The following is a 19114-nucleotide window of genomic DNA, read 5'->3' as shown; positions in this document are numbered from 1 at the left end:
CTCTCCTAGTTCTTCTCGTCGTTTACGTCGGCGGCATCGGCCCCGGCGGTATCCACCCGTGAAGGTGCGGTGGTGGCATCACGCAGTGGTTCGACACCCGGCTTGTAGATCACCGAATCATTCGATGTGCCTGCGGGCACCATCGGCCATACCATCGCATCCTTCCAGACGCGGAAATCAATCAGCACGGGGCGGTCATTGGTCGCGTTCGCCACGTCGATGGCTGCTTCGGCCTCTTCTTTGGTAAATGCACGGATGCCGAGGCAACCGTAGGCTTCCGCGAGCTTCACGAAATCAGGAACGTCCACGATGTCCTTGTCCGGTGTGGCCGTCTGTTCACCGTCCTTGAGATTCGTAGCGGAATAGTGCTTGCCGTAGAACAAGGTCTGCCATTGGCGGACCATGCCGTAGACCGAATTGTTGAGTATCGCGATTTTGATAGGTGTGTGGTCGAGGAATGCGGTCGCCAGCTCCTCCGAGGTCATCTGGAAGCTGCCGTCACCGTCAATCAGCCAGACGGGCTTGTCTCCATCGAATTCGCGGGCGGAGCCGATGCTGGCTCCGATGGCCGCAGGAAGACCGTAACCCATGGTTCCCAGACCACCCGAGGAAATCCAGGACTGAGGATTTTCGAAATCGACCAGCTGGCTGGCCCACATCTGATGCTGCCCGACGCCAGCCACCCAGATGGTGCTTGGGTCGGCCTTCGCGGAAAGCCGCTGCACCACCCATTGAGGAGCCAAGGAGCCGTCCGAAGGCTCCTCGTATTCGACCGGGTAGTCCTTCCGCCAATCATTGATGACCTGCCACCACGCCTTGAGGCGCGGTTTGCCTTGAATGGCCTGAACCCGTTCGATTTCGGGGATGAGGTCATCGAGCACTTCCGAGACATCGCCGACTATCGGAACATCCGCCTGTCGATTCTTGCCGATTTCGGCGGGATCGATATCAATGTGGATTACGCGGGCCGACGGCGCGAAGTCATCCAGCTTGCCCGTGACCCTGTCGTCGAATCGTGCGCCGATGGCCACCAGGAGATCGGACCGCTGCACCGCGGCGGTTGCCGCGACGGTGCCGTGCATACCCAGCATGCCGAGAGTCGACGGGTCGGAATCAGGGACGATTCCACGCGATTGCAGGGTGGTCACAATCGGTGCTCCGGTCACATCCGCCAACTGCTTCACCTGCTTGGAGGCATGGGAACGCATCGCACCGCCACCCACGTACAGCACGGGACGGTAGGACTGGGCGAACATGTGCGCCGCATCGGAAAGCACATGGCCATGCGCCTTCGTCGTGGGGTTGTACCCGGGGAGAATCATGCGCTGCGGCCATGAATAGAACATGTCTTCGACCTGAGCGGTCTTCGTCAAATCCACCACGACAGGGCCGGGACGGCCTGACTGCGCGATATAGTAGGCCTCCGAGAGTACGCGTGGCACGTCCTGGGCACGGGTGACCAGGAAGGAATGCTTGGCGACGGGGTAGGTGATGCCGACGATGTCGGCTTCCTGGAAGGCGTCGGTGCCGATCGCTCCTACGCCTACCTGGCCCGTGATGACCACCAAGGGCACGGAATCCATCATCGCGTCCGCGATGGGAGTGACCATATTGGTGGCTCCCGGTCCTGAAGTGACGATGCATACGCCTACTCGACCCGTGGATATGGCGTAGCCCTCGGCAGCGTGCCCTGCCGCCTGTTCGTGACGGGTCAGGATGAAACGGAATTTCACATCATCCTGTATGGCATCGTATGTGGGAAGAATCTGTCCGCCCGGAATACCAAAGACATCTTCGACGCCCAGATCCTGCAGCGAGCGAACCAGCGCCTGCGCACCGGTCATCTTTTCGCCGTCGGTTATGGTTGTTTCTGATGTTTCGCGGGTTCTTGGAACTCCGCTGAATGCCTGCAATGGTGTGGGCAGTACCATGATTTCCTCTCACTTCGCACTGCTGCGAGTATCGGTGTCATGCACTTGCGATCTCGGTATGGCCACGGTCGGCAGGTCACCATGCGGTCATTCGGGATGCGATGCCGGTCCGCTTGTGGCAGGAGGCATGCTCTTGTGCGTATCTACATAGTCTAGGCATAAGAATGCCGCATGAGGGTTGCGTTTCAAATGACGGGATACTATTTGCCGTCTTTGGCGGTGTTTTCGTTGCTATCGACGGGATTATCGGTCCGTGGGGCTTGTTCGCTCAGAGAATGCCATGCCTTTTCCGCGGCAGCCAGCTGGGCTTTGCGCTTGCTTGAGCCTTTGCCCGAAGCGAGGGGCTGTTCCTCATCGCCGAGAAACACCGTTGCGGTGAAAATTTGCTGATATTCGGGACCGGAGACCTGCATGCGGTAACGCGGTTCATCTCTGCCGAGCCCATGAGCTTTGACGGTCAGCGAGGTCTTCCAGTCGAGAGCCGGGCCTTCGGTGGCGACTTCCGCAAGCGTGTCGTCGATAAGACGATGGACGGTGATGCGTGCACCCTCGATACCGTGCTCGAGGAACACCGCGCCAATCAGGGATTCGACGGTATCGCACAGAATCGAATCCTTGTCGTCGCCTCCGCTGTCCTTTTCTCCGTGGCCCAGAAGGATGTACGGACCGAGTTGAAGAATCTCCCTGGCGATTGCCGAAAGCGCCTCTTCGGAAACGGCCTTCGCCCGCATCTTCGCCAATTCCCCCTCGGACAGGTCAGGGTGAACGGAGAACAGCGTCTCGGTGGAGACCAGTTCCAGAACCGCGTCGCCGAGGAATTCGAGACGCTCGTTATTGGGCATCCCGGGGTGTTCATGTGCGAAAGACCGGTGGGTCAGCGCATGGACCAGCAGTTCGGGGCTGATGGAAGAACCGAGTCTGGACAGCAATTCATCGGCTGCGATATTGTGCAGCGCCGCTGGTGTGCCCGCATCATTACTGGACATTGCGTACCTCCCCGCACCACTGTGGTGCATTACCTGCCTGTATGCCGTGAGCCAAGGTCACGCGCATCGGCCGACATATTGAAAAACCCCGCCACCCGTCGATGGCAGGGTTTCCGTTACCGTTCCGGCAAGTCGATTCACTTGGTGAATACGGACTTGATGGCGTCCTTGTAGACGCGGCCACGGAATGAACCGCAGCTGGGGCATGCCACGTGGGGCAGCGAGGGTGCTCCGCAATTGGGGCACGTCACGGTCTTCGTGGCGGATGTTTTCCAGTTCGCGCGGCGCGAATGCGTATTGGCGCGCGAGGTCTTGTACTTTGGCAGTGCCATGTTATCCTCTGTTCGATCGAATGATTGAGCTTAAGCGTTCAGTATCTTAGCGCACCAACCGTACATTGTCACTTTGAGCTACAAGAAGCGCTGTGCTCTGCGACGTGCGGCCTTGGTGGCCGCACGGCTACGGACATTCTGGTGGACTGCCCGTTATGTTGAGATAAGAGCCAGTATGTGCTCCAACAAAGCAGGAGAAGACGATAGCTCAGAAAAACTCGTGGCAAATTGTGTAGCAAAACGAGACTGTATAGATGAGGATGGAACGTTTACGTCCAGTACTGTCAACAATCCTTCTTCCAGGAAATGTTTTGAAATAATCAATGTGACTTGACCGTCCTCGTATAACGAAAATTTGCACACGTAATCTTGTTTGTAGTACATATCTGGAGTACAATTTCTTCATGGTGAGAGAACGGGCATCGAGTGGGCCGAGTCGGCGGACAAGCACGGGTACACGCTCGATGACGTTGCCTACGCTGCGCGCCACATCACCGGACAGATTGACTACGAGCAGGACGGTGACGCCTATGTCCGGTTCACCGGGCTGCATCATGGGAATCCGTTGACGCCGAGCATCGAGGTCATTATGAAGCTCACCAGAACCGGCAAAGTTGTGGTGTTTCATGTCAATGCCGAGCAGTCCGGGTTTCTGGACAGACGTTAGGAAGGGAAGCAGTCATGGCGAATGACGATAACGTGTGGAGATGGGACGATTCCAAAGCGGTGCGAACCAGCGGGGCCGAGGCGCAGGCCAGAATGGATGCGCTGCTGATGAAGGCCGCCGGCACCGATGATCCCGATGATGCGGTGTCGGTGCTGCTGGGCCGGCCCCGTGTCGCCGAGGAACGCGAGGAGACGGTGAAAATCCAGGTGCGCGTACCGCGTTCCTGGCAGGAGGAGATTGACCGCAAGGCCGTGGGGGAGCGGTTGAGCCGTTCCGAGTACCTGCGGCGGATCATCGGCAGGGAGGCGCTGCAATCTGCCTGAGAGGGCAAGATGTAAGAGAAGAGCAGTGCTCTGCGCCGTACGGCCGCGGCAGGTGCAGGACTTAGCGCTCCTTCTGGCTGGCGTCGAGCTTCGCCTTGAAATCCTCCAGCGCCGCCCACCTGATATCGCTGATCTCATGGGTGTGCTCGGGATTGTCGTTGAGATTGATGCCGCATTGCGGGCACAGGCCGAGGCAGTCTTCCTTGCATACCGGCTGCAAGGGCATGGACTCGACCAGATTGTCCCTCAGCAGAGCCTCGAGATCGATTATCGCGCCACCCGCCTCGACGGGGTACACGTCTTCGGATTCATCCTCACCTGCGATGATGTCGGCATCCGCGTCGGCACTGCCGCTGGGATTCTGGTCTTTGGCGTCGAAGGCAAAGAAAGCGGTGGTGTCGACATCCCAATCCTTGCTCAAGGGTTTCAGGCAGCGAGTGCACTCGGCATGCACGGGGGCCGTAATCCGTCCTGTGAGGATAAGGCCGTCGACGATGGAATCCAGGTTTCCTGCAACGTGCACGGCATCGCCTTCACTGACGCCGATGATCTGATCGCCGATGCCGCTCGGTGCGGGAAAATCCGCATCGAGTTCGAGGCTCTGCCCTGGTCGTCCTGAAATGCTCAGCACGTTGACCGCCCATTTGGAATCTTCTGCTCTTGTCATATCCCCTCCGAGTCGTCGATTCTATACGTCGTCGTGATGACGTTGGTCGACCGCCTGCTTCTGGCGTTCCTGGAGAACGCTCATGCCGGCGTGTACATCATGTTGAAGCTTCTCCAGCTGCTGGTCCAGACCCTCCATCATTGACATGGAGTAGCGATCGGCGCCTTGCGCGAGGTGATCAGCCTTGTTTTGCGCATCCTCAAGAATATCGTGTGCCTTGCCTTGGGCGATGGCGACGACGTTCTCTTGTCCCGCCAGGAACTGAGCCTGTTCGTTCGCCTCTTTGACCATATCCGCCGCACGGCTTTGAGCGGCGGAAACGATGGCATTGGCCTGGGTTCTTGCAGCATCGAGTCTGCGCTCGGCCTCGCGCATCAACGCCGACGCGCGTTCCAGCTGAACCGGGAGCATTTTCTTGAGGTCCGCCATCTGCTCGGTAAGTGCCTCGCGATCAACTTTGACGACACCGGGCGTGAAGAGCACGGACTTGCCTTCATCGAGTGTCGTATCCATCGCATCGATGATGTCATAGACGGTGGTGAACTCTTCCTGTGAGGAGCCGTCGTCCTGCGAATCATCCTGCGAAGATGCGGAATGCTCTCTCAAATCCGGCATCGCGTCGCTTTCGAACAGGGGAGGTGTCGTCTGGGTCAGGGCCTCTTGCGGGTCCTGAGCTGCTATGGTCACTTTGCCGGTGTCATCCGAAGCCATGCCGTTCGGCTCCGCATCCTCCTGGCGCGGCTCGCCGGAGAGGCCATCCTTGTACGTATCATCCGCCATCATCGCTGACTCTTTTCGTGGTTGAGTGCTGTATTGAGCATGGGAACGACGCCGCTGGGAACCATGCCCGTCACGTCTCCTCCATGCCTGGCCACATCTTTGACTATAGAGCTGGAGATGTGTTCCCGCACCGGGTCAGCCGGGAGAAAAACGGTTTCAATGTCCGCAAGCTGCCTGTTGACCAAAGCCATACCCAGTTCGGCCTCGTAATCTCCGTTTTGTCTGAGACCTTTGACGATAACGGTCGCACCGATGCTTTTGCAGTAATCGGTAATCAGCCCGTCGGTGGAGTCCACATAGACATGCTCGTACCCTGATTCGTCGAGGGCTCGGCGAATCATCCGGACGCGTTCCGCCTCCGTAAACAGCGGTGTTTTGGCGGAGTTGACCGCGACGAGGACATGAACCTCTTTAAAAAAGCGTGCGCAACGCTCAATCACGTCGATATGTCCCGATGTGACAGGGTCATAGGACCCTGGGCATACTGCGATAGTCATGTACCCAAGAGTAACCCCACACTTGGAGTCTCAACCCTAACCTGCTGAGCCGTTATGCGGAGCGCAGTGCGCTCCGCATAGGCGAAGTGAGCAGACGATATCGTCTGCGAAGAAGCGCGAAGCGCTTGCCACACGTCGTAATACGTTCATCAACTGTCCCGGAAGTGAGGCGAAGTGAGCGCCCACTAAGGGCGCGAAGAAGCGCGAAGCGCTTGCCACACGTCGTAATACGTTCATCAACTGTCCCTGCATCGAGGCGAAGCGAGCGCCTGCTCCGTCTGGATGCCTCTGAGCTGGACCGCGCCAATCATCGTTCGCACTGTTGTCGGTTTAGCGGGCTGCTTGCTGAAACCGTCTTGCTCGCTCTTGGCGTGGCGGTATCGTGGTTTTCCATCGTTTCGCGAATGAAGGCGTGTAGCTCGGCATGCACCGCCAGTGTGCGGGAATAGGCTCACGGAGAACTGGAAGCGATGCTTTTGGGAAGACTGATTCCTATGATGGTAGATATGAGTGCCAATGGGCGCAGTGAGGAATCCATGATGATGAACTACAACGATGAGTCTGAGACTCCGCTTTCAAGTCCTGATGAGGGTGCGGGCACCGCGGTTCTGGAACGCCCGGAAACCAAGGAGCAGACGGAGCACAGCGATGGTGGGGACGCCGATCGCTTTGCTCACTATGTTTCCAAAGAGCGCATTGCGCAGTCTCGATTGACGGGACGGCCTGTGGTGGCCTTGTGCGGGAAGGTGTGGGTGCCTAAGCATGACCCCTCTCAATATCCGGTATGCCCCGATTGCAAACGGATTTATGAGGAAATGCAACGCGGAAATTAGTGATTGTTTCTTGGCGTTGCCGTTTGTGTAGGGATTGTTTGTGGTTCTTTCGTTGTTGCCTTGATTGGTGGCGAAAGGATTCCCGGTTTTCCGAGGTTGTTGGGACCCGCGTTCCGGACTCTGCTCTGGAATCCCTACACAAAAGTTATCATTGGTCGAATGATGCGTCACGAAGGCCTAAAGCTGTTGGTCGAGGCTGAGTTCGTCGATTCTTCGGAGTTCTTCATCCGAGAATGTGGTGTTGGTCAAGGCTCCAATATTGTCGAGAATCTGCTGTGGTTTTGAGGCTCCGATCAGAACGCTGGTTACGGAGGAATCACGAAGAATCCAGGCGAGGGACATTTCGGCAAGAGTCTGTCCTCGTTGTCCGGCGAGGTCGTTGAGTCCTCTCATGCTGTCCAGTCGCTCCTCGCTGATCTGGTTCTCCGACAGGAAGCGGCCGTCGGTTCTGATGCGGCTGTCTGCCGGTATGCCGTTGAGGTAGCGTCCGGTGAGCAGGCCTTGGGCGAGCGGACTGAAAGTGATGATGCCCTTGCCGAGTTTCTCGGCGCTCTCAAGCAGACCGTTGTTTTCGATGCTTCTGTCGTATATCGAGTAGCGGTTCTGGTTGATGACGAAGGGGCAGTGCAGTGATTCGAGTATCGTTGCGGCGCGTTCCATCGTAGGGCCGTCGTAGTTCGACAGACCTGCATACAGCGCTTTGCCGCTGGTCACTGCCTGAGACAGTGCTCCCATGGTTTCTTCCAGCGGTGTTTCGGGGTCGGGACGGTGATGGTAGAACACGTCCACATATTCGAGGCCGAGTCGCTCCAGGCTCTGGTCGAGGCTTGAGAGCAGGTATTTGCGACTGCCCCAGTCGCCGTATGGTCCCGGCCACATGTCGTATCCGGCTTTGGTGCTGACGATGAGTTCATCGCGATATCCCGACAGTTCCTCGCGGAGGATACGTCCGGCATTGCGTTCGGCGGCTCCTGCGGCGGGGCCGTAGTTGTTTGCCAGGTCGAAGTGTGTGATGCCGTTGTCGAAGGCGGTGAAGCATAGTGCCTTCATGTTGTCGTATGTGCCGTGATCGCCGAAGTTATGCCAGAATCCCAGGCTGACTGCGGGGAGTTTGAGGCCGCTTCTGCCTGAGCGCCGGTAGGTCATTTCGGCGTATCTTCTCTCGGATGGTGTGTAGTTGGCGGCATCGGTCATGCGTGACTCCCTTGTCGTTGATGGTGGGCCTTCGCGCCCAACCGGTATGGGCTATATAGTGGCACTTCAAGTATGCTTGAACGCAAATCGCTTTCAGGCGCGGTGCGCAGCATCGAGGGGGGAGAAGTATGACCGTGTACAGCATTCAAGACCTGTCGCGTCGTTATCAGATGCGCACCTCAGCCCTGAGATATTACGAGGAGCTTGGTCTGCTCGGTGATATCGAGCGCAACGCGAGCGGGCAACGAGTGTATCACCAGGCAGATGTGGAGCGGCTGGAATCCATACTCTGCTTCAAGGACGCCGGGATGACCATCAGCGAGATACGCAGTTTTTTCACGTACGAAGCTGATGAACGCGAGCATATTGCGGATATGCTCAAACTGCTCACCGACAGAAAACAGGCCATCGAAGCGCAGCGCGATGCCTTGGAACAGGCGTATCTCCATGTGTGCAGGAAGGTCGGATACTACTCGGCGGTGCAACGCAGCATCGAAGGCGGGCAACGGCATCCGGACTGGTCGGATTTCGCGGATTGAGCGCTGTTACAGGCTGAGCACTTCCGTCGGGATGACCGGATCGCCTTTCATCAGGCTTTGGGCGGTGATCGGAAGCTCGGACAATGCCTTCGCGCGGTACGCGTGCGCTGCGGTGATGGCTTCATGGCCTTGGTATCGAGCATCGGACTCTCCGCCATCCATGTATTGGACCAGCAGATTCTTCCAACCCTCGTCAGGTGCGAATGCCGCAAGTTGGTCCTCGGAGCCGGAGATCACATGCTCGCAGTCCGCAAGACCGTACTCGTAGGAGCGGTAGGCCAGTTTTCTGCCTGGTACGGTCGCCTTGTCGGGGGATTTCTTGGCCACGGGGACCATCACGCCATCGGAGCCCTCGCGTTCGGACAGTTTGTACACCATCGCACAGGTGGCGGCGCCGGAACCGGTGACCAGCATCGTGCCCACGCCGTAGGAATCCACCGGAGCCGTCTGCAGACTTGCCAGGGCGTATTCATCCAGATCGTTGGTGACGGTGATTTTCGTCGTCGTGGCGCCCAGGGCATCCAGCTGGTTGCGCACGCGCTGGGCGAGTGACGCCAGATCACCGGAGTCGATGCGCACCCCTCCGAGTTCAGGGCCGGCCACCTCGACCGCGGTTCGTACAGCCTGCTCGATGTCGTAGGTGTCGGTGAGCAGGGTCGTGTCGACGCCCAGGGCTTGGATCTGGGAAGTGAAGGCATCGCGCTCGGAATCGTGCAGCAAGGTGAAACAATGCGCTGCCGTCCCGATGGGCTTAAGACCGTAGAGCTTTGCCGCAAGCAGATTGGCGGTGCCTTGGAACCCCCCTACGACAGCGGCGCGTGATGCGGCGACGGCCGACCATTCGTTCGTCCGGCGTCCTCCCATATCCATGCAAGGGCGACCATTCGCGGCGGAAGCCATACGTGACGCCGCGGAGGCCACTGCCGAATCATAGTTGAGAATGGACAGTATCAGGGTCTCCAGCAGCGTGCATTCGGCGAAGCTGCCTTCAACCTGCAGAATCGGGGAATTCGGGAAGAACATCTCGCCCTCGCGATACCCACGGATGCTTCCCGAGAAGCTGAAACGTTCAAGCCATGAGATGGTGCCGGGGCTGACGATGCCCTGGTCGGACAGGAAGCGCAGGTCTTCCTCGCCGAGGTGGAATGATTCCAGCGCATCAAGTATGCGGCCCTGTCCGGCGGCCACGCCGTAGCGCCTGCCAGCCGGAAGATGGCGTGTGAACACCTCGAAGACGCACCGTCTCGACGCCGTGCCGTCCTGAAGCGCGGCATCGAGCATGGTGTACTCGTACATGTCGGTCATCAATGCGGTGGGGTATGAGTAGTCCTCGGAGGGGTAAGCCGATCCTCGTGCTGTGCCGTCACTCATGGTTTCCTCTTTTCACGAAGTCCGAAGCTCGGAACTTCATCCTGCCGGTCCGTCACTTGCTGCGTACAAGAGTACTCAACGGGTGTACTCAATGGCCAGAAGTGGCGGCTGCCCTTATGGGGTATCGGCCACTTCGCGGTTTGAGCATCAACACGTACGCTGTGCCGAAACGCGATGTCGTTGAACGCCAGGTGAGAGGCGGGCATTATGCTGTGCGTATGAGATTTATTGCAGCGCTGTATCGTTTCGTCATTGCATTCTTCTGTTTCGCAGGAACATATGAAGCATGGTTGTCGGGCATCGGCAACCGTTGGGTGTTTTTCACCGTGCAGACCAATGTGCTCTTGGGCGTCGTGATGCTCTGGGCAGGGGCGGCCACACTGCTGAAGGGAATTCAGCCCCCCGCGTGGATCAAGGGTGCCCTGACGTTGAACATCATCGTTACTGGTCTGGTCGCATGGTTCGTGCTCCCGCCCTCCGATCCGGCCACTACAGCCTTCGCCTTCGGAGTGATGACGACCACCATGGCGCATATCATCGTGCCGATTATGGCCTCCGTCGATTTCCTGGTCTTTGACCCGCATCGTCGTTTTCCGTGGCACTACACCTTGAGCTGGCTGATATATTTCCCCTTCTATCTGGCTTTCGTACTGATTCGTGCGCAGATATGGCCGCATTCGGGACCTGGTGCGTCAGGCAACCCCTATCCATACGGATTCATAGACCTTCAGGCCCTGGGATGGCAGAGGACCGCTCTGAATTGCGTGGAATATCTCGGCGCGTTCTTCGTGCTTGCGCTGGTGCTTTTCCTCATCGACCGCATCCTGCCGAAACGCACTCCGCTGACGGCCATGTGAGACCACAGCGCATGCACAGACGTCGGTTGTTGCAACTCGTGCTGCGAGGCAGAGCTTGCGAGGCAGCTGTGGGGCTCTGAGTTCTAAAAGATGGAAGCAGGTCTGCATGCCGGTATCTTCGGTGTGCGGCATGCGAGTTCGATGCGCTCGCTTGTCTTCTTTTGCGGTTAGCGTCGGGGATACGGATGAAAGGCTGTGATTGCATGGTGCAGATCAAAGACATGTTGGAAGGCGGAAAGACGATGCGTGCTGACGGTCGTGCGACGGACGAGCTGCGTCCGGTACGGATAACCCGCCATTGGACCGATGCCCCCGAGGGTTCGGTGCTTATCGAATGCGGCAATACCAGGGTGATGTGCACGGCTTCGTTCACCCCCACCTTGCCGAGGTGGCGCCGGGAATCCGGTCTTGGATGGGTCACCGCGGAATATGCCATGCTGCCACGTGCCACATCGCAGCGTACGGACAGGGAATCGGTGAAGGGCAAAATCGGCGGCAGGACGCATGAAATCAGTCGTCTGGTCGGTCGTTGCCTGCGCGGCGTCGTTGATATGAAGGCGCTGGGGGCGAATCAGATTCAAATCGATTGCGATGTGCTGCAGGCGGATGGAGGCACCCGTACCGCATCCATCACCGGTGCGTATGTGGCACTCGCGGATGCGTTGGACTGGGCGCAGCAGCATCACCACATCAAGGACAAGCACAAGGTGCTCAAAGAGGCCGTGTCGGCCGTGTCGGTCGGTGTGATTGATGGGACGCCCATGCTCGACCTGCCATATGTCGAGGACAGCAAAGCCATGACCGATATGAACGTCGCCATGACGGGCTCAGGCGCATTCATCGAGATTCAGGGGACCGCAGAGCACAGGCCCTTCAACCGCGAAGAGCTGAATATTCTGCTCGATCTGGCGACCAAGGGCAACAGGGAATTGCAGCAGGCCCAGCAGGAGGCGTTGGAACGGTCATGAACGATGCACAGGAAGTCCGACCCGAAGGGCTGACGCTTGTCGTAGCCACGCATAATGAAGGCAAACTGGCCGAGATTCAGCGTATTCTCGCGGATGACCTTGGCTCGAATGCCGAAGCCATCACTCTGGTGACGGCGGGTTCATTGGGGCTTCCTGACCCAGTGGAGACCGGTGTGACCTTCGAAGAGAACGCCCTGCTCAAGGCTCGTGACGTCGCCCGACGAACGAATCTGCCCGCCTTGGCGGATGATTCCGGGCTTATCGTGGATGTGCTCGGTGCCGCTCCGGGCATTCTCTCCGCACGGTGGGCCGGGGCACATGGGCATGATAAGGCCAATAACGCCCTCCTCCTGGCCCAGATCGAAGACATCCCGGATGACAGGCGCATCGCTCGTTTCGTGTGCGCGGCTGCGCTGGTGCTGCCTGATGACTACAGCGCCGGGCACAGTGACGACACAGCAGAGAAGGTCGCGGAGTTCGTACGCTTCGGAGAGATGAAGGGATCGATTATCCGCAAACCCAGAGGCGAACACGGATTCGGTTACGACCCCATTTTCGTCCCCGACGAGCAGCCGGACCGCACCGATGAGGACGGACTGCCGCTGACCTCGGCTCAGATGGATGCCGGCGAAAAGAACGCCATATCCCATCGTGGCAAGGCGCTCAAGGCGATGACCGAGGTCATTTCCGCCCACATAATCGGTCTCTAGAAGATAACTGCACTACAAGGACAGCAATTCGGTACTTTTTCTCGCAAAAGCTGTCCTTGTAGTGCAGTTATCTCAGTGTTTGCGGATTAGACCGGATTAAACCGGATTAAACGGAGATAAGCAGGTTGGCTGCGGTCATCAGAATCAATGACAGCAGGCCGGTGCTCGCCAAGGTGAACCCGGCGAGTTTGGCGTTGCCGAGCACCTTGTCGGTGAACAGCGTGCTGAATACCGCGGTGGGGGCCAGACAGACCAGAATGATGGCTTTGCTTACGGCTGGGCTGAAGGGCAGCAGATACCAGGCGGCAAGGCCGAAGAGCAGCGCGAATCCGAGCTTCCACCCGATGACGCCGAGCACCGCCTTCACATCCTTGCCGGATGCGGGCAGATCCATCAGCATGCCGACCATCAGCATCGAACAAAAGCCGTTCGCATTCGATATGGGTTCCATGAACTGGCTCACCCACAGGGGCAGGTGTGCGCCGACCAGCATCATCAGCACCATCACGATATAGGTGTCGAACGGCACTGAGACCACGAAGCTGCGCAGTATGCTCCGCAGCTGAGCACGTCTGTTCAGCCACCGTGCGTGCCTGTCGAACAGACGAACGGAAGGCAGCACCGTGGCCTCGCCCGCCATGCGGGCATCCAGTGGTTTGCCCTGAGGGATGTGCAGGAGTGCCGTGGTCAGCACATACATACCCGCGCAGGCCATAATCGAATTGCCGATGTCAAACATGATCACCGGCATGCTGGCTGATGCGCCCATCAGTGCGGTGACGACAGGCAGACAGAAGTTGCCCACATTCATTCCGCAGCCGTTGAGCATGGTGAAGACCCTGTCGCGAACCGGTGTGCGGCGGGTGGCGCAGAAGATCGTGAGCAGCGGAATCAGACTGGTGCACATGCCGAAGAGCGAGAGCCACAACATATTGAGTTCGTGATCGTTCGTGGCGAAAGAGTGGATAATCGCTGCGGGCAGCGTGAAATTGAATACCACGCCCTGCATCACGCGATAATCGCGCTGCTTGAAGATTCCGAGGCGTTTGAGGCCGTAACCGGCGATGATGACCGCCAGCAAGGTCAACGGCTGGATGACTCCCTGCACGACGACCCCCTCATGAGTGAATGCATGCCTGTCATCATTGTGCACCAGACCATGGAGCCGGGTACATGCATCGTGCCAGAAATAGGGGGAAGAACCCCGAACAACGAACCGCCCGTGCACTCGTACCCGGTCGAATAGACCGAAGTTTCGCGTGCACGGGCGGTTCGTGCCGAGGTGCCCATGAGCAGCTCGGTTTGTGGTCACAAGTTCGTTTCCTCACCGAAAATCAGAGCGGGGAACCAGAGCAGACCTGGGGACTGCCGAGAGTGTTCAGGCGATGGGCTTGCCTGCGCCTGCACCGGGAGCGAGGTTGTCGATACCCGTAATCTCCATCACGGGAACCGCGACCGGATGCTTGATGTCATGCTCGTCCGCATAGGCGATGGCCGCCTCGTGGACGTCGTCGTTCTGGTGAAGGGTTACCTCGCCGTGGAATCGATAGCCCTTCTTCTCCTTCGGATTGACGACCATGACGATCAGTCGTCCATTGTCCTGGAGGTTCCGGTAGTGCTGCCCCGCAGTCCTCTCGTAATAGCCGATATGGGTGTCGTCTATGACGTGCATGGACATCTTCGGGCCGATGTCAGGGTTTCCTTCATGGTCGACGGTCGCAATGTACGAAACCGAGTTGTCGATCATATCCTTCATTTCATCGTTAAGCGCTACCATCACAATCCTCCTGTATCTCGTATCGAACAGGCGATATATTAGTTCCCGATTATGGCTTGGGGGCGTCTTCATCTTGTAGGTAAACACCTTGCACTGTCTGCGGGTTATGCGTCATCAGAGACCGTGGGCTGCTAGGGTCGGGCTTGTTTGGTGGCGAATGGACGATGTGGGCTGAAGCGTTCATAATCTGCCTTGTCGTTTCGGGGGATATGCAATTTGGAGGAGGGCAACGGAGTGATCAAGTGGAAAACCATACGCAGGCTGCTGATTCGAATAGTCGCCGCATTGCTGTCGGTGTTGCTGCTTGGCGTCATCGCATGGAACGTGAGCCCCTGGCCGAGTGCACTGGTGTTTCGACGGGCTTTCGCCGATTCCGAGGTGACTGAGCCTCATGGTTTGGACGCCATGAAACGGAAGGTGAGCAAGCATGCCGATTTGAGCTACCCCTCGACTCACGCACGTCATGAATTCGATTTGTATATGCCCAAATCCGCAAGCGCCGGAGTTCCCGTGGTGGTGTGGGTGCATGGCGGGGGATTCATCGCAGGCGATAAATCAGGTGTCTCCACGTATGGGACGATGCTTGCGTCCGAGGGATACGCGGTCGTCGCGATGAATTACGACTATGCGCCCGACGCGCAATACCCTACTCCCGTAGTCCAGGTCGGGGAGATGATTACGCATGTCTATGCGATCGCGGAGCGTTACGGTCTGGACGCGGACCGCATCATCATCGGAGGGGACTCGGCCGGTGCGCAGATTGCCGCGCAGTTCGCCGCTCTGGAAAGCACTCCTGGCTATGCTCAGCAGGCGGGAATCAGCAAAATACCCCTCAGAAAGCCTCTTGAGGCTGCCGTCCTGTTCTGTGGCCCGTATGATGTTTCCCAATTGGGGAACATCGGCAATTCCTGGTTTGCCAAGCAGTTCGTGCAGAGTGTGGGCTGGTCGTACCTGGGGAGCAGAGATTGGGAGCAGACCAAGGCGGCTCGTATGGCTTCCGTGGTCGATCACCTGTCGGACGCATTCCCTCGTTCCTACATCGTCGATGGCAATTACTTCTCGTTCCCGAAGCATGCCCGTGCACTCATCAGTGGCCTCGAAGGGCAGGGCGTATCCGTAACGTCATCGTTGTATCCGGACAAGCCTGAACTGCCCCACGAATTCCAATTCGATTTTTCACATCCTGAATCCTACGAGGTATGGAAACAGACTCTGGCATTCCTGCGGCAATAGCGGTCATACGCCCGCAACCGTGGAGTGTTCCAAAGTCTGTGAAGTGCGGTGGAGTACAGGGTTTCGCGGGATTCGCTATTCCTGAAGTTCAAACCCCTGAGCGTCCTGATGCCACGGATTGCCCGGATGGGATACCAGAATCATGATGCCCTCGATGAGACCCCAGATGGCGGAGACCCAGGAGAGGAAACCGAAGCTCAGCAGTGTGATCAGCAGCTGAGCGATGGCCTTTCCCGTCTGGCCGAGGTAGAAGTTGTGTACGCCGAAGGCGCCGAGGAAGATGCCCAGCAGCCCCGCTGCGATTTTGGATTTCGACGAGACCACCTGCGGAGCGTAGGCGTATCCGGGTTGCGGGCCGTATCCGCCTGCCGGAGTGTACTGCTGCTGGTTCGGCTGCGCGTAGTTCTGGCCGTAGTTCTGCCCGTTGTAGGGGGCGTTGTACTGGCCCTGCGCCTGGGGCTGCTGCCCGTAAGGGTTCTGCGTGTATTGGGGTGCGGGCTGACCGTACTGGTTCTGCTGATTCTGGTAGTTCGGCTGGTTCGGCTGCGCGTAGTTCGGCTGGTTCTGACCTTGCGAAGTGTTCTGTTGATAGTCTGGCTGCTGCCCAGAGTAGTTGTTGGAATCCGTCATGGTGCCTCCTGGCAATAGGCGTATGTGATTTCAAGATACCACGGGGCGCATGGTTCCTCGTTCTGCCGAATCATCGCGCCGGAACGATTCCAATGATTGATAAAGCACCGTGCGCTGACGCTTGGTAACTGATAGCTTGGGAACTGAAGGCTTGGTAAGCATAGGTATCGGAGCAGCAGGGGAACGCTACGGCCTGGTGAGGGGGAAGTGATGCGAATCAGAACAATCAGAGCCCAGGACGATGCCGTGATGCGGAGGATTATCCGTGAAAGCTTGGCGGCGTTCGGATTGGATGTGCCCGGAACAGCCTATTTCGATCCTCAGCTCAACAGTCTTTCGGCCTTCTACGCATCGCCCGGATCGGAATATTTCGTGGTCATTGATGACAGCGGCCGCGTCGTCGGCGGCGCCGGATACGCCCCGGTTGACACCAATGCCGACAATGGCGAGGGCAGTGCGGTCGGCGTCGCCGAGTTGCAGAAGCTCTATGTCAGCGAGGAGTCCAGAGGCTCCGGCGCATCCTATGAGCTGATTCGGCATGTTGCCGCGGCTGCGAAAAACGATGGGTTCACCACGCTGTACCTCGAAACGCATCATCTGCTGAAAGCCGCCATGCACGTCTATGAACGCGAAGGCTTCCAGGAGATCGACGGACCGCTCGGCAATGCCCAGCACACCACCATGGATCGGTTCTTCGTCAAAAGCCTCGTCATGGACTGATGTCGTTGCGTGCTCGGCTGAACTTGTCCGCCCGCAGCGCTCTCGTCGACCTCCAAGCTGCTTTGCACCGGTTTTTCAGACTTTTCCCCGAAGCCTTTTCGCCAATACACCTAGGCTGACTCCCATAACACTTGATAACGCCTATCGAAGATGCCTGTCGGCAATACCGTTTCGATTCGCGGCACGTGGACACGGGAGACCTCAGGATATGCCGAAGAAGACAGACCGACACAGCACGGAAGACCGGAACGGCGTGACAGAACATGTTACTGCGGATTCGTCGGGGCATGACGCGCCGCCCGTCGACAACCCGGCAACGACGAATCAGACCACAAACGAGGCTGCCGAAGCCTCGCCTTGGTTCAGAATTCTTCGTGGAAGGGCCGGAAGATTGTCCTTGGCGGTGCTGACGCTGCTCATCGTCACCGGTGTGGTCATCGCATCCCAGGACCGTTTTGCGGCGGCGATAGAGTCGGCAAGGCAGAACAGACTGACTGCGCAGATAGAGCAGGTCTACACCAAAAGCTACCAGACGCAGGCCGCGGAGAATCTGCAGAAGGAACGAGACAACAGCTCGCATGACGAGGACAGCATCTTCGTCAAGAACAATCCCTACGGCACCAACACGACCGGACTGTATGTGTATTTCACCACCACCGATGCGGTGAAACTGTCATACACGGTTTCGGCGCAAGGGACCGATTACGCGGATTTCACCGCCACCCCCGACAAGGGCGACGAGTACACGACCACTCATGAGTTCCAGGCGCTCGGTCTGATTCCTGGAGTGACCAATACCATCACCTTCACCATGACCGCGAAAAACGGCAAGCAAACCACACGAAGCATAGAGCACAAGGGCGCGAAGCTGCTGAGCGATGTGGAGGTGCAGCTGACCAGCACCAAAAACAACACCTCCCAGAATCTGGGCAACGGACTGTATGCGATACTCGGCAATGACAGCGACGATCAGGACTTCATGTACTACTACGACGTACACGGCGTGATACGTGGCGAGATACCGATTCTGTTCTACAGAAGCCACCGTTTGCTATTCCGCGACAGCATCATGTATTTCAGCGTCTCCACCCGCGATATCGTCGGGATGAACAGCCTGGGCAGAATCGTGAAGTGGTACAACACGGGAAGCAACTACATCCTTCACCACGACTACGGCATGGATGCGGATGGCAATCTGATCGTGCTGGCGACCGATGTCAGAAAGGACACCATACAGGATGCGATCATCGGCATCGACGCCGATTCCGGGAAGGTCAGCACGCTGGTCGACATGAGCAAGCTGTATGCCTCGTACGAGCAGACGACAGAAGTCGCGTCAATGGGCTCGTCGTCGAAGACCACGGACAGTACCAGCAGCAGTTTCGACCCCGACACCTCCGACGTCAAGAAGGACTGGCTGCACCTGAACACGATACAGATTCTCGACGATGGCAGCGCCATCCTCAGCTCTCGTGAAACCTCGACGATCATCAAGTTGAACGACATCGAATCGAATCCCTCCATCGATTACATGATCGGTGAGAAGAATTTCTGGAAAGACACCGACTTCGCCAAGTATCTGCTCACTCAGGACGGAAGCTTCCCGAATGCCGGCGGACAGCACACGGTGACCTACGAGGCGGATTCGAGCCTGCCTTCCGGCCAGTACTACCTGTATATGTTCGACAACAACTACGGTGTGAGCAACACCAGACCCGACTACGATTGGGCGGCCAATACCGATGGCGTCAACACCACCTACGCCAGCAGCGGTAATTCGCGGTATCAACGTTATCTGGTCGACGAAAACACCAAGAGCTACAAACTGGTGTCCTCATTCAACGTGCCCTATTCTCCAATCGTCAGCAGCGCCCAGGAGCTGTCGAACGGCACCATCCTCATGGATTCCGGAGTGCCGGGGGTCTTCGGCGTGTACGACGGTGACGGAACGCTCATCAGTCAGTGGAAGATGACGCTGCGCAAGAACATCATCTACAGGGTCTACCAATACGACTTCCATAACTTCTACTTCGCTTAGAGGCTTCGGTGCACACTGCGTTCCTGCGCGGCGGGGCGTATCCTGCGGCTGATTTCGAAAC

20 protein-coding genes are annotated in these 19114 nt (G+C 57.9%); 9 read left to right on the top strand and 11 right to left on the bottom strand.

Translation table 11 applies throughout. The features are described 5' to 3' along the window. Positions 1-5: 5 nt before the first annotated feature. The 3 genes from DB51_RS08430 to rpmF all read right to left on the bottom strand — a co-directional run bounded on the left by DB51_RS08430 (position 6) and on the right by rpmF (position 3249). Entirely contained in the window at positions 6-1931 is a 1926-nt protein-coding gene (locus tag DB51_RS08430) for an acetolactate synthase large subunit (protein WP_051867399.1), read from the bottom strand. 200 nt (positions 1932-2131) lie between these two features. After that, positions 2132-2917, bottom strand: coding sequence for a ribonuclease III (gene rnc, locus DB51_RS08425; protein ID WP_051867398.1), 786 nt, complete (start codon positions 2915-2917; stop codon positions 2132-2134). 137 nt (positions 2918-3054) lie between these two features. Beyond that, positions 3055-3249 (bottom strand): 50S ribosomal protein L32, encoded by a 195-nt coding sequence (rpmF, locus tag DB51_RS08420; RefSeq protein ID WP_034253208.1) that lies wholly within the window; start codon positions 3247-3249, stop codon positions 3055-3057. A gap of 681 nt (positions 3250-3930) precedes the next feature. Between rpmF and DB51_RS08415 the strand changes: the two genes are divergently transcribed. Beyond that, positions 3931-4239 carry a hypothetical protein gene (locus DB51_RS08415; protein WP_034253206.1) on the top strand — a complete coding sequence of 103 codons (309 nt, stop codon included), beginning with the start codon at positions 3931-3933 and terminating at the stop codon, positions 4237-4239. A 61-nt stretch (positions 4240-4300) separates the two neighbouring features. Here DB51_RS08415 and DB51_RS08410 read toward each other — a convergent pair whose 3' ends face one another. Genes DB51_RS08410 through coaD form a run of 3 tightly spaced genes read right to left on the bottom strand, consistent with a single transcriptional unit; the run spans position 4301 to position 6183 of the window. Continuing rightward, positions 4301-4906, bottom strand: coding sequence for a YceD family protein (locus DB51_RS08410; protein WP_034253204.1), 606 nt, complete (start codon positions 4904-4906; stop codon positions 4301-4303). Positions 4907-4927: 21 nt separating this feature from the next. Beyond that, positions 4928-5689, bottom strand: coding sequence for an ATP synthase subunit B family protein (locus tag DB51_RS08405; RefSeq protein WP_238548335.1), 762 nt, complete (start codon positions 5687-5689; stop codon positions 4928-4930). Next, the gene (gene coaD, locus DB51_RS08400; protein WP_034253202.1) at positions 5686-6183 is read right to left on the bottom strand and encodes a pantetheine-phosphate adenylyltransferase; all 498 of its coding nucleotides are present in this window, start codon (positions 6181-6183) and stop codon (positions 5686-5688) included. The genes DB51_RS08405 and coaD overlap by 4 nt, the downstream gene beginning before the upstream one ends. A gap of 536 nt (positions 6184-6719) precedes the next feature. Here coaD and DB51_RS08395 point away from each other — a divergent pair. Continuing rightward, complete coding sequence (locus DB51_RS08395; RefSeq protein ID WP_414627040.1) at positions 6720-7016, top strand: DUF3039 domain-containing protein; 297 nt, start codon at positions 6720-6722, stop codon at positions 7014-7016. 177 nt (positions 7017-7193) lie between these two features. On the opposite strand, the gene DB51_RS08390 is transcribed toward DB51_RS08395, so the two are convergent. After that, positions 7194-8210, bottom strand: a complete 1017-nt coding sequence (locus DB51_RS08390; RefSeq protein WP_034253201.1) for an aldo/keto reductase — start codon at positions 8208-8210, stop codon at positions 7194-7196. Between the two features lie 128 nt (positions 8211-8338). Here DB51_RS08390 and DB51_RS08385 point away from each other — a divergent pair, with 128 nt between their 5' ends. Then, positions 8339-8749 (top strand): MerR family transcriptional regulator, encoded by a 411-nt coding sequence (locus tag DB51_RS08385; RefSeq protein ID WP_034253199.1) that lies wholly within the window; start codon positions 8339-8341, stop codon positions 8747-8749. A gap of 6 nt (positions 8750-8755) precedes the next feature. On the opposite strand, the gene DB51_RS08380 is transcribed toward DB51_RS08385, so the two are convergent. Beyond that, positions 8756-10120: a nicotinate phosphoribosyltransferase gene (locus DB51_RS08380; protein ID WP_051867397.1), complete on the bottom strand. Its 1365-nt coding sequence runs from the start codon at positions 10118-10120 to the stop codon at positions 8756-8758. Between the two features lie 218 nt (positions 10121-10338). Here DB51_RS08380 and DB51_RS08375 point away from each other — a divergent pair, with 218 nt between their 5' ends. The 3 genes from DB51_RS08375 to DB51_RS08365 all read left to right on the top strand — a co-directional run bounded on the left by DB51_RS08375 (position 10339) and on the right by DB51_RS08365 (position 12655). Further along, the gene (locus tag DB51_RS08375) at positions 10339-10977 is read left to right on the top strand and encodes a Pr6Pr family membrane protein (protein WP_034254395.1); all 639 of its coding nucleotides are present in this window, start codon (positions 10339-10341) and stop codon (positions 10975-10977) included. 203 nt (positions 10978-11180) lie between these two features. Next, entirely contained in the window at positions 11181-11945 is a 765-nt protein-coding gene (gene rph, locus DB51_RS08370; protein ID WP_034253197.1) for a ribonuclease PH, read from the top strand. A gap of 29 nt (positions 11946-11974) precedes the next feature. Beyond that, positions 11975-12655 carry a non-canonical purine NTP pyrophosphatase gene (locus tag DB51_RS08365; protein ID WP_034254392.1) on the top strand — a complete coding sequence of 227 codons (681 nt, stop codon included), beginning with the start codon at positions 11975-11977 and terminating at the stop codon, positions 12653-12655. Positions 12656-12761: 106 nt separating this feature from the next. On the opposite strand, the gene DB51_RS08360 is transcribed toward DB51_RS08365, so the two are convergent. Together DB51_RS08360 and DB51_RS08355 are read right to left on the bottom strand one after the other, a co-directional pair. Continuing rightward, positions 12762-13763, bottom strand: a complete 1002-nt coding sequence (locus tag DB51_RS08360; RefSeq protein WP_034254389.1) for an AEC family transporter — start codon at positions 13761-13763, stop codon at positions 12762-12764. A 270-nt stretch (positions 13764-14033) separates the two neighbouring features. Then, positions 14034-14432 carry a pyridoxamine 5'-phosphate oxidase family protein gene (locus DB51_RS08355; RefSeq protein WP_034253195.1) on the bottom strand — a complete coding sequence of 133 codons (399 nt, stop codon included), beginning with the start codon at positions 14430-14432 and terminating at the stop codon, positions 14034-14036. A 234-nt stretch (positions 14433-14666) separates the two neighbouring features. Here DB51_RS08355 and DB51_RS08350 point away from each other — a divergent pair, with 234 nt between their 5' ends. Then, a complete protein-coding gene (locus DB51_RS08350) occupies positions 14667-15665 on the top strand; it encodes an alpha/beta hydrolase (RefSeq protein WP_084674648.1) in 999 nt (332 codons plus the stop codon). Between the two features lie 75 nt (positions 15666-15740). Here the strand turns inward: DB51_RS08350 and DB51_RS08345 are convergent, their stop codons facing one another. Then, positions 15741-16295, bottom strand: coding sequence for a TM2 domain-containing protein (locus DB51_RS08345; protein ID WP_034253193.1), 555 nt, complete (start codon positions 16293-16295; stop codon positions 15741-15743). Between the two features lie 210 nt (positions 16296-16505). Here DB51_RS08345 and DB51_RS08340 point away from each other — a divergent pair, with 210 nt between their 5' ends. Beyond that, positions 16506-17015 carry a GNAT family N-acetyltransferase gene (locus DB51_RS08340; protein WP_034253191.1) on the top strand — a complete coding sequence of 170 codons (510 nt, stop codon included), beginning with the start codon at positions 16506-16508 and terminating at the stop codon, positions 17013-17015. A 253-nt stretch (positions 17016-17268) separates the two neighbouring features. Continuing rightward, entirely contained in the window at positions 17269-19053 is a 1785-nt protein-coding gene (locus DB51_RS08335; RefSeq protein WP_238548334.1) for an aryl-sulfate sulfotransferase, read from the top strand. The last annotated feature ends 61 nt before the right edge of the window (positions 19054-19114 follow it).

This window comes from Bifidobacterium crudilactis, assembly GCF_000738005.1.
In the GTDB taxonomy this organism is placed as follows: Bacteria; Actinomycetota; Actinomycetes; order Actinomycetales; family Bifidobacteriaceae; genus Bombiscardovia; species Bombiscardovia crudilactis.
The sequence above is the reverse complement of the archived record's forward strand: the minus strand, read 5'-3'. Positions and strand labels throughout refer to the sequence as shown.

Excerpts from the sequence above, each read along its gene's own strand:
- rph (WP_034253197.1), top strand. The coding sequence starts at position 11,181 with ATGGTGCAGATCAAAGACATGTTGGAAGGCGGAAAGACGATGCGTGCT.
- DB51_RS08415 (WP_034253206.1), top strand. The coding sequence starts at position 3,931 with ATGGCGAATGACGATAACGTGTGGAGATGGGACGATTCCAAAGCGGTG.
- DB51_RS08405 (WP_238548335.1), bottom strand. The coding sequence starts at position 5,689 with ATGATGGCGGATGATACGTACAAGGATGGCCTCTCCGGCGAGCCGCGC.
- DB51_RS08355 (WP_034253195.1), bottom strand. The coding sequence starts at position 14,432 with ATGGTAGCGCTTAACGATGAAATGAAGGATATGATCGACAACTCGGTT.
- coaD (WP_034253202.1), bottom strand. The coding sequence starts at position 6,183 with ATGACTATCGCAGTATGCCCAGGGTCCTATGACCCTGTCACATCGGGA.
- DB51_RS08390 (WP_034253201.1), bottom strand. The coding sequence starts at position 8,210 with ATGACCGATGCCGCCAACTACACACCATCCGAGAGAAGATACGCCGAA.
- DB51_RS08385 (WP_034253199.1), top strand. The coding sequence starts at position 8,339 with ATGACCGTGTACAGCATTCAAGACCTGTCGCGTCGTTATCAGATGCGC.
- DB51_RS08395 (WP_414627040.1), top strand. The coding sequence starts at position 6,720 with ATGATGATGAACTACAACGATGAGTCTGAGACTCCGCTTTCAAGTCCT.
- DB51_RS08375 (WP_034254395.1), top strand. The coding sequence starts at position 10,339 with ATGAGATTTATTGCAGCGCTGTATCGTTTCGTCATTGCATTCTTCTGT.
- DB51_RS08345 (WP_034253193.1), bottom strand. The coding sequence starts at position 16,295 with ATGACGGATTCCAACAACTACTCTGGGCAGCAGCCAGACTATCAACAG.
- DB51_RS08340 (WP_034253191.1), top strand. The coding sequence starts at position 16,506 with ATGCGAATCAGAACAATCAGAGCCCAGGACGATGCCGTGATGCGGAGG.
- rnc (WP_051867398.1), bottom strand. The coding sequence starts at position 2,917 with ATGTCCAGTAATGATGCGGGCACACCAGCGGCGCTGCACAATATCGCA.
- rpmF (WP_034253208.1), bottom strand. The coding sequence starts at position 3,249 with ATGGCACTGCCAAAGTACAAGACCTCGCGCGCCAATACGCATTCGCGC.
- DB51_RS08430 (WP_051867399.1), bottom strand. The coding sequence starts at position 1,931 with ATGGTACTGCCCACACCATTGCAGGCATTCAGCGGAGTTCCAAGAACC.
- DB51_RS08380 (WP_051867397.1), bottom strand. The coding sequence starts at position 10,120 with ATGAGTGACGGCACAGCACGAGGATCGGCTTACCCCTCCGAGGACTAC.
- DB51_RS08410 (WP_034253204.1), bottom strand. The coding sequence starts at position 4,906 with ATGACAAGAGCAGAAGATTCCAAATGGGCGGTCAACGTGCTGAGCATT.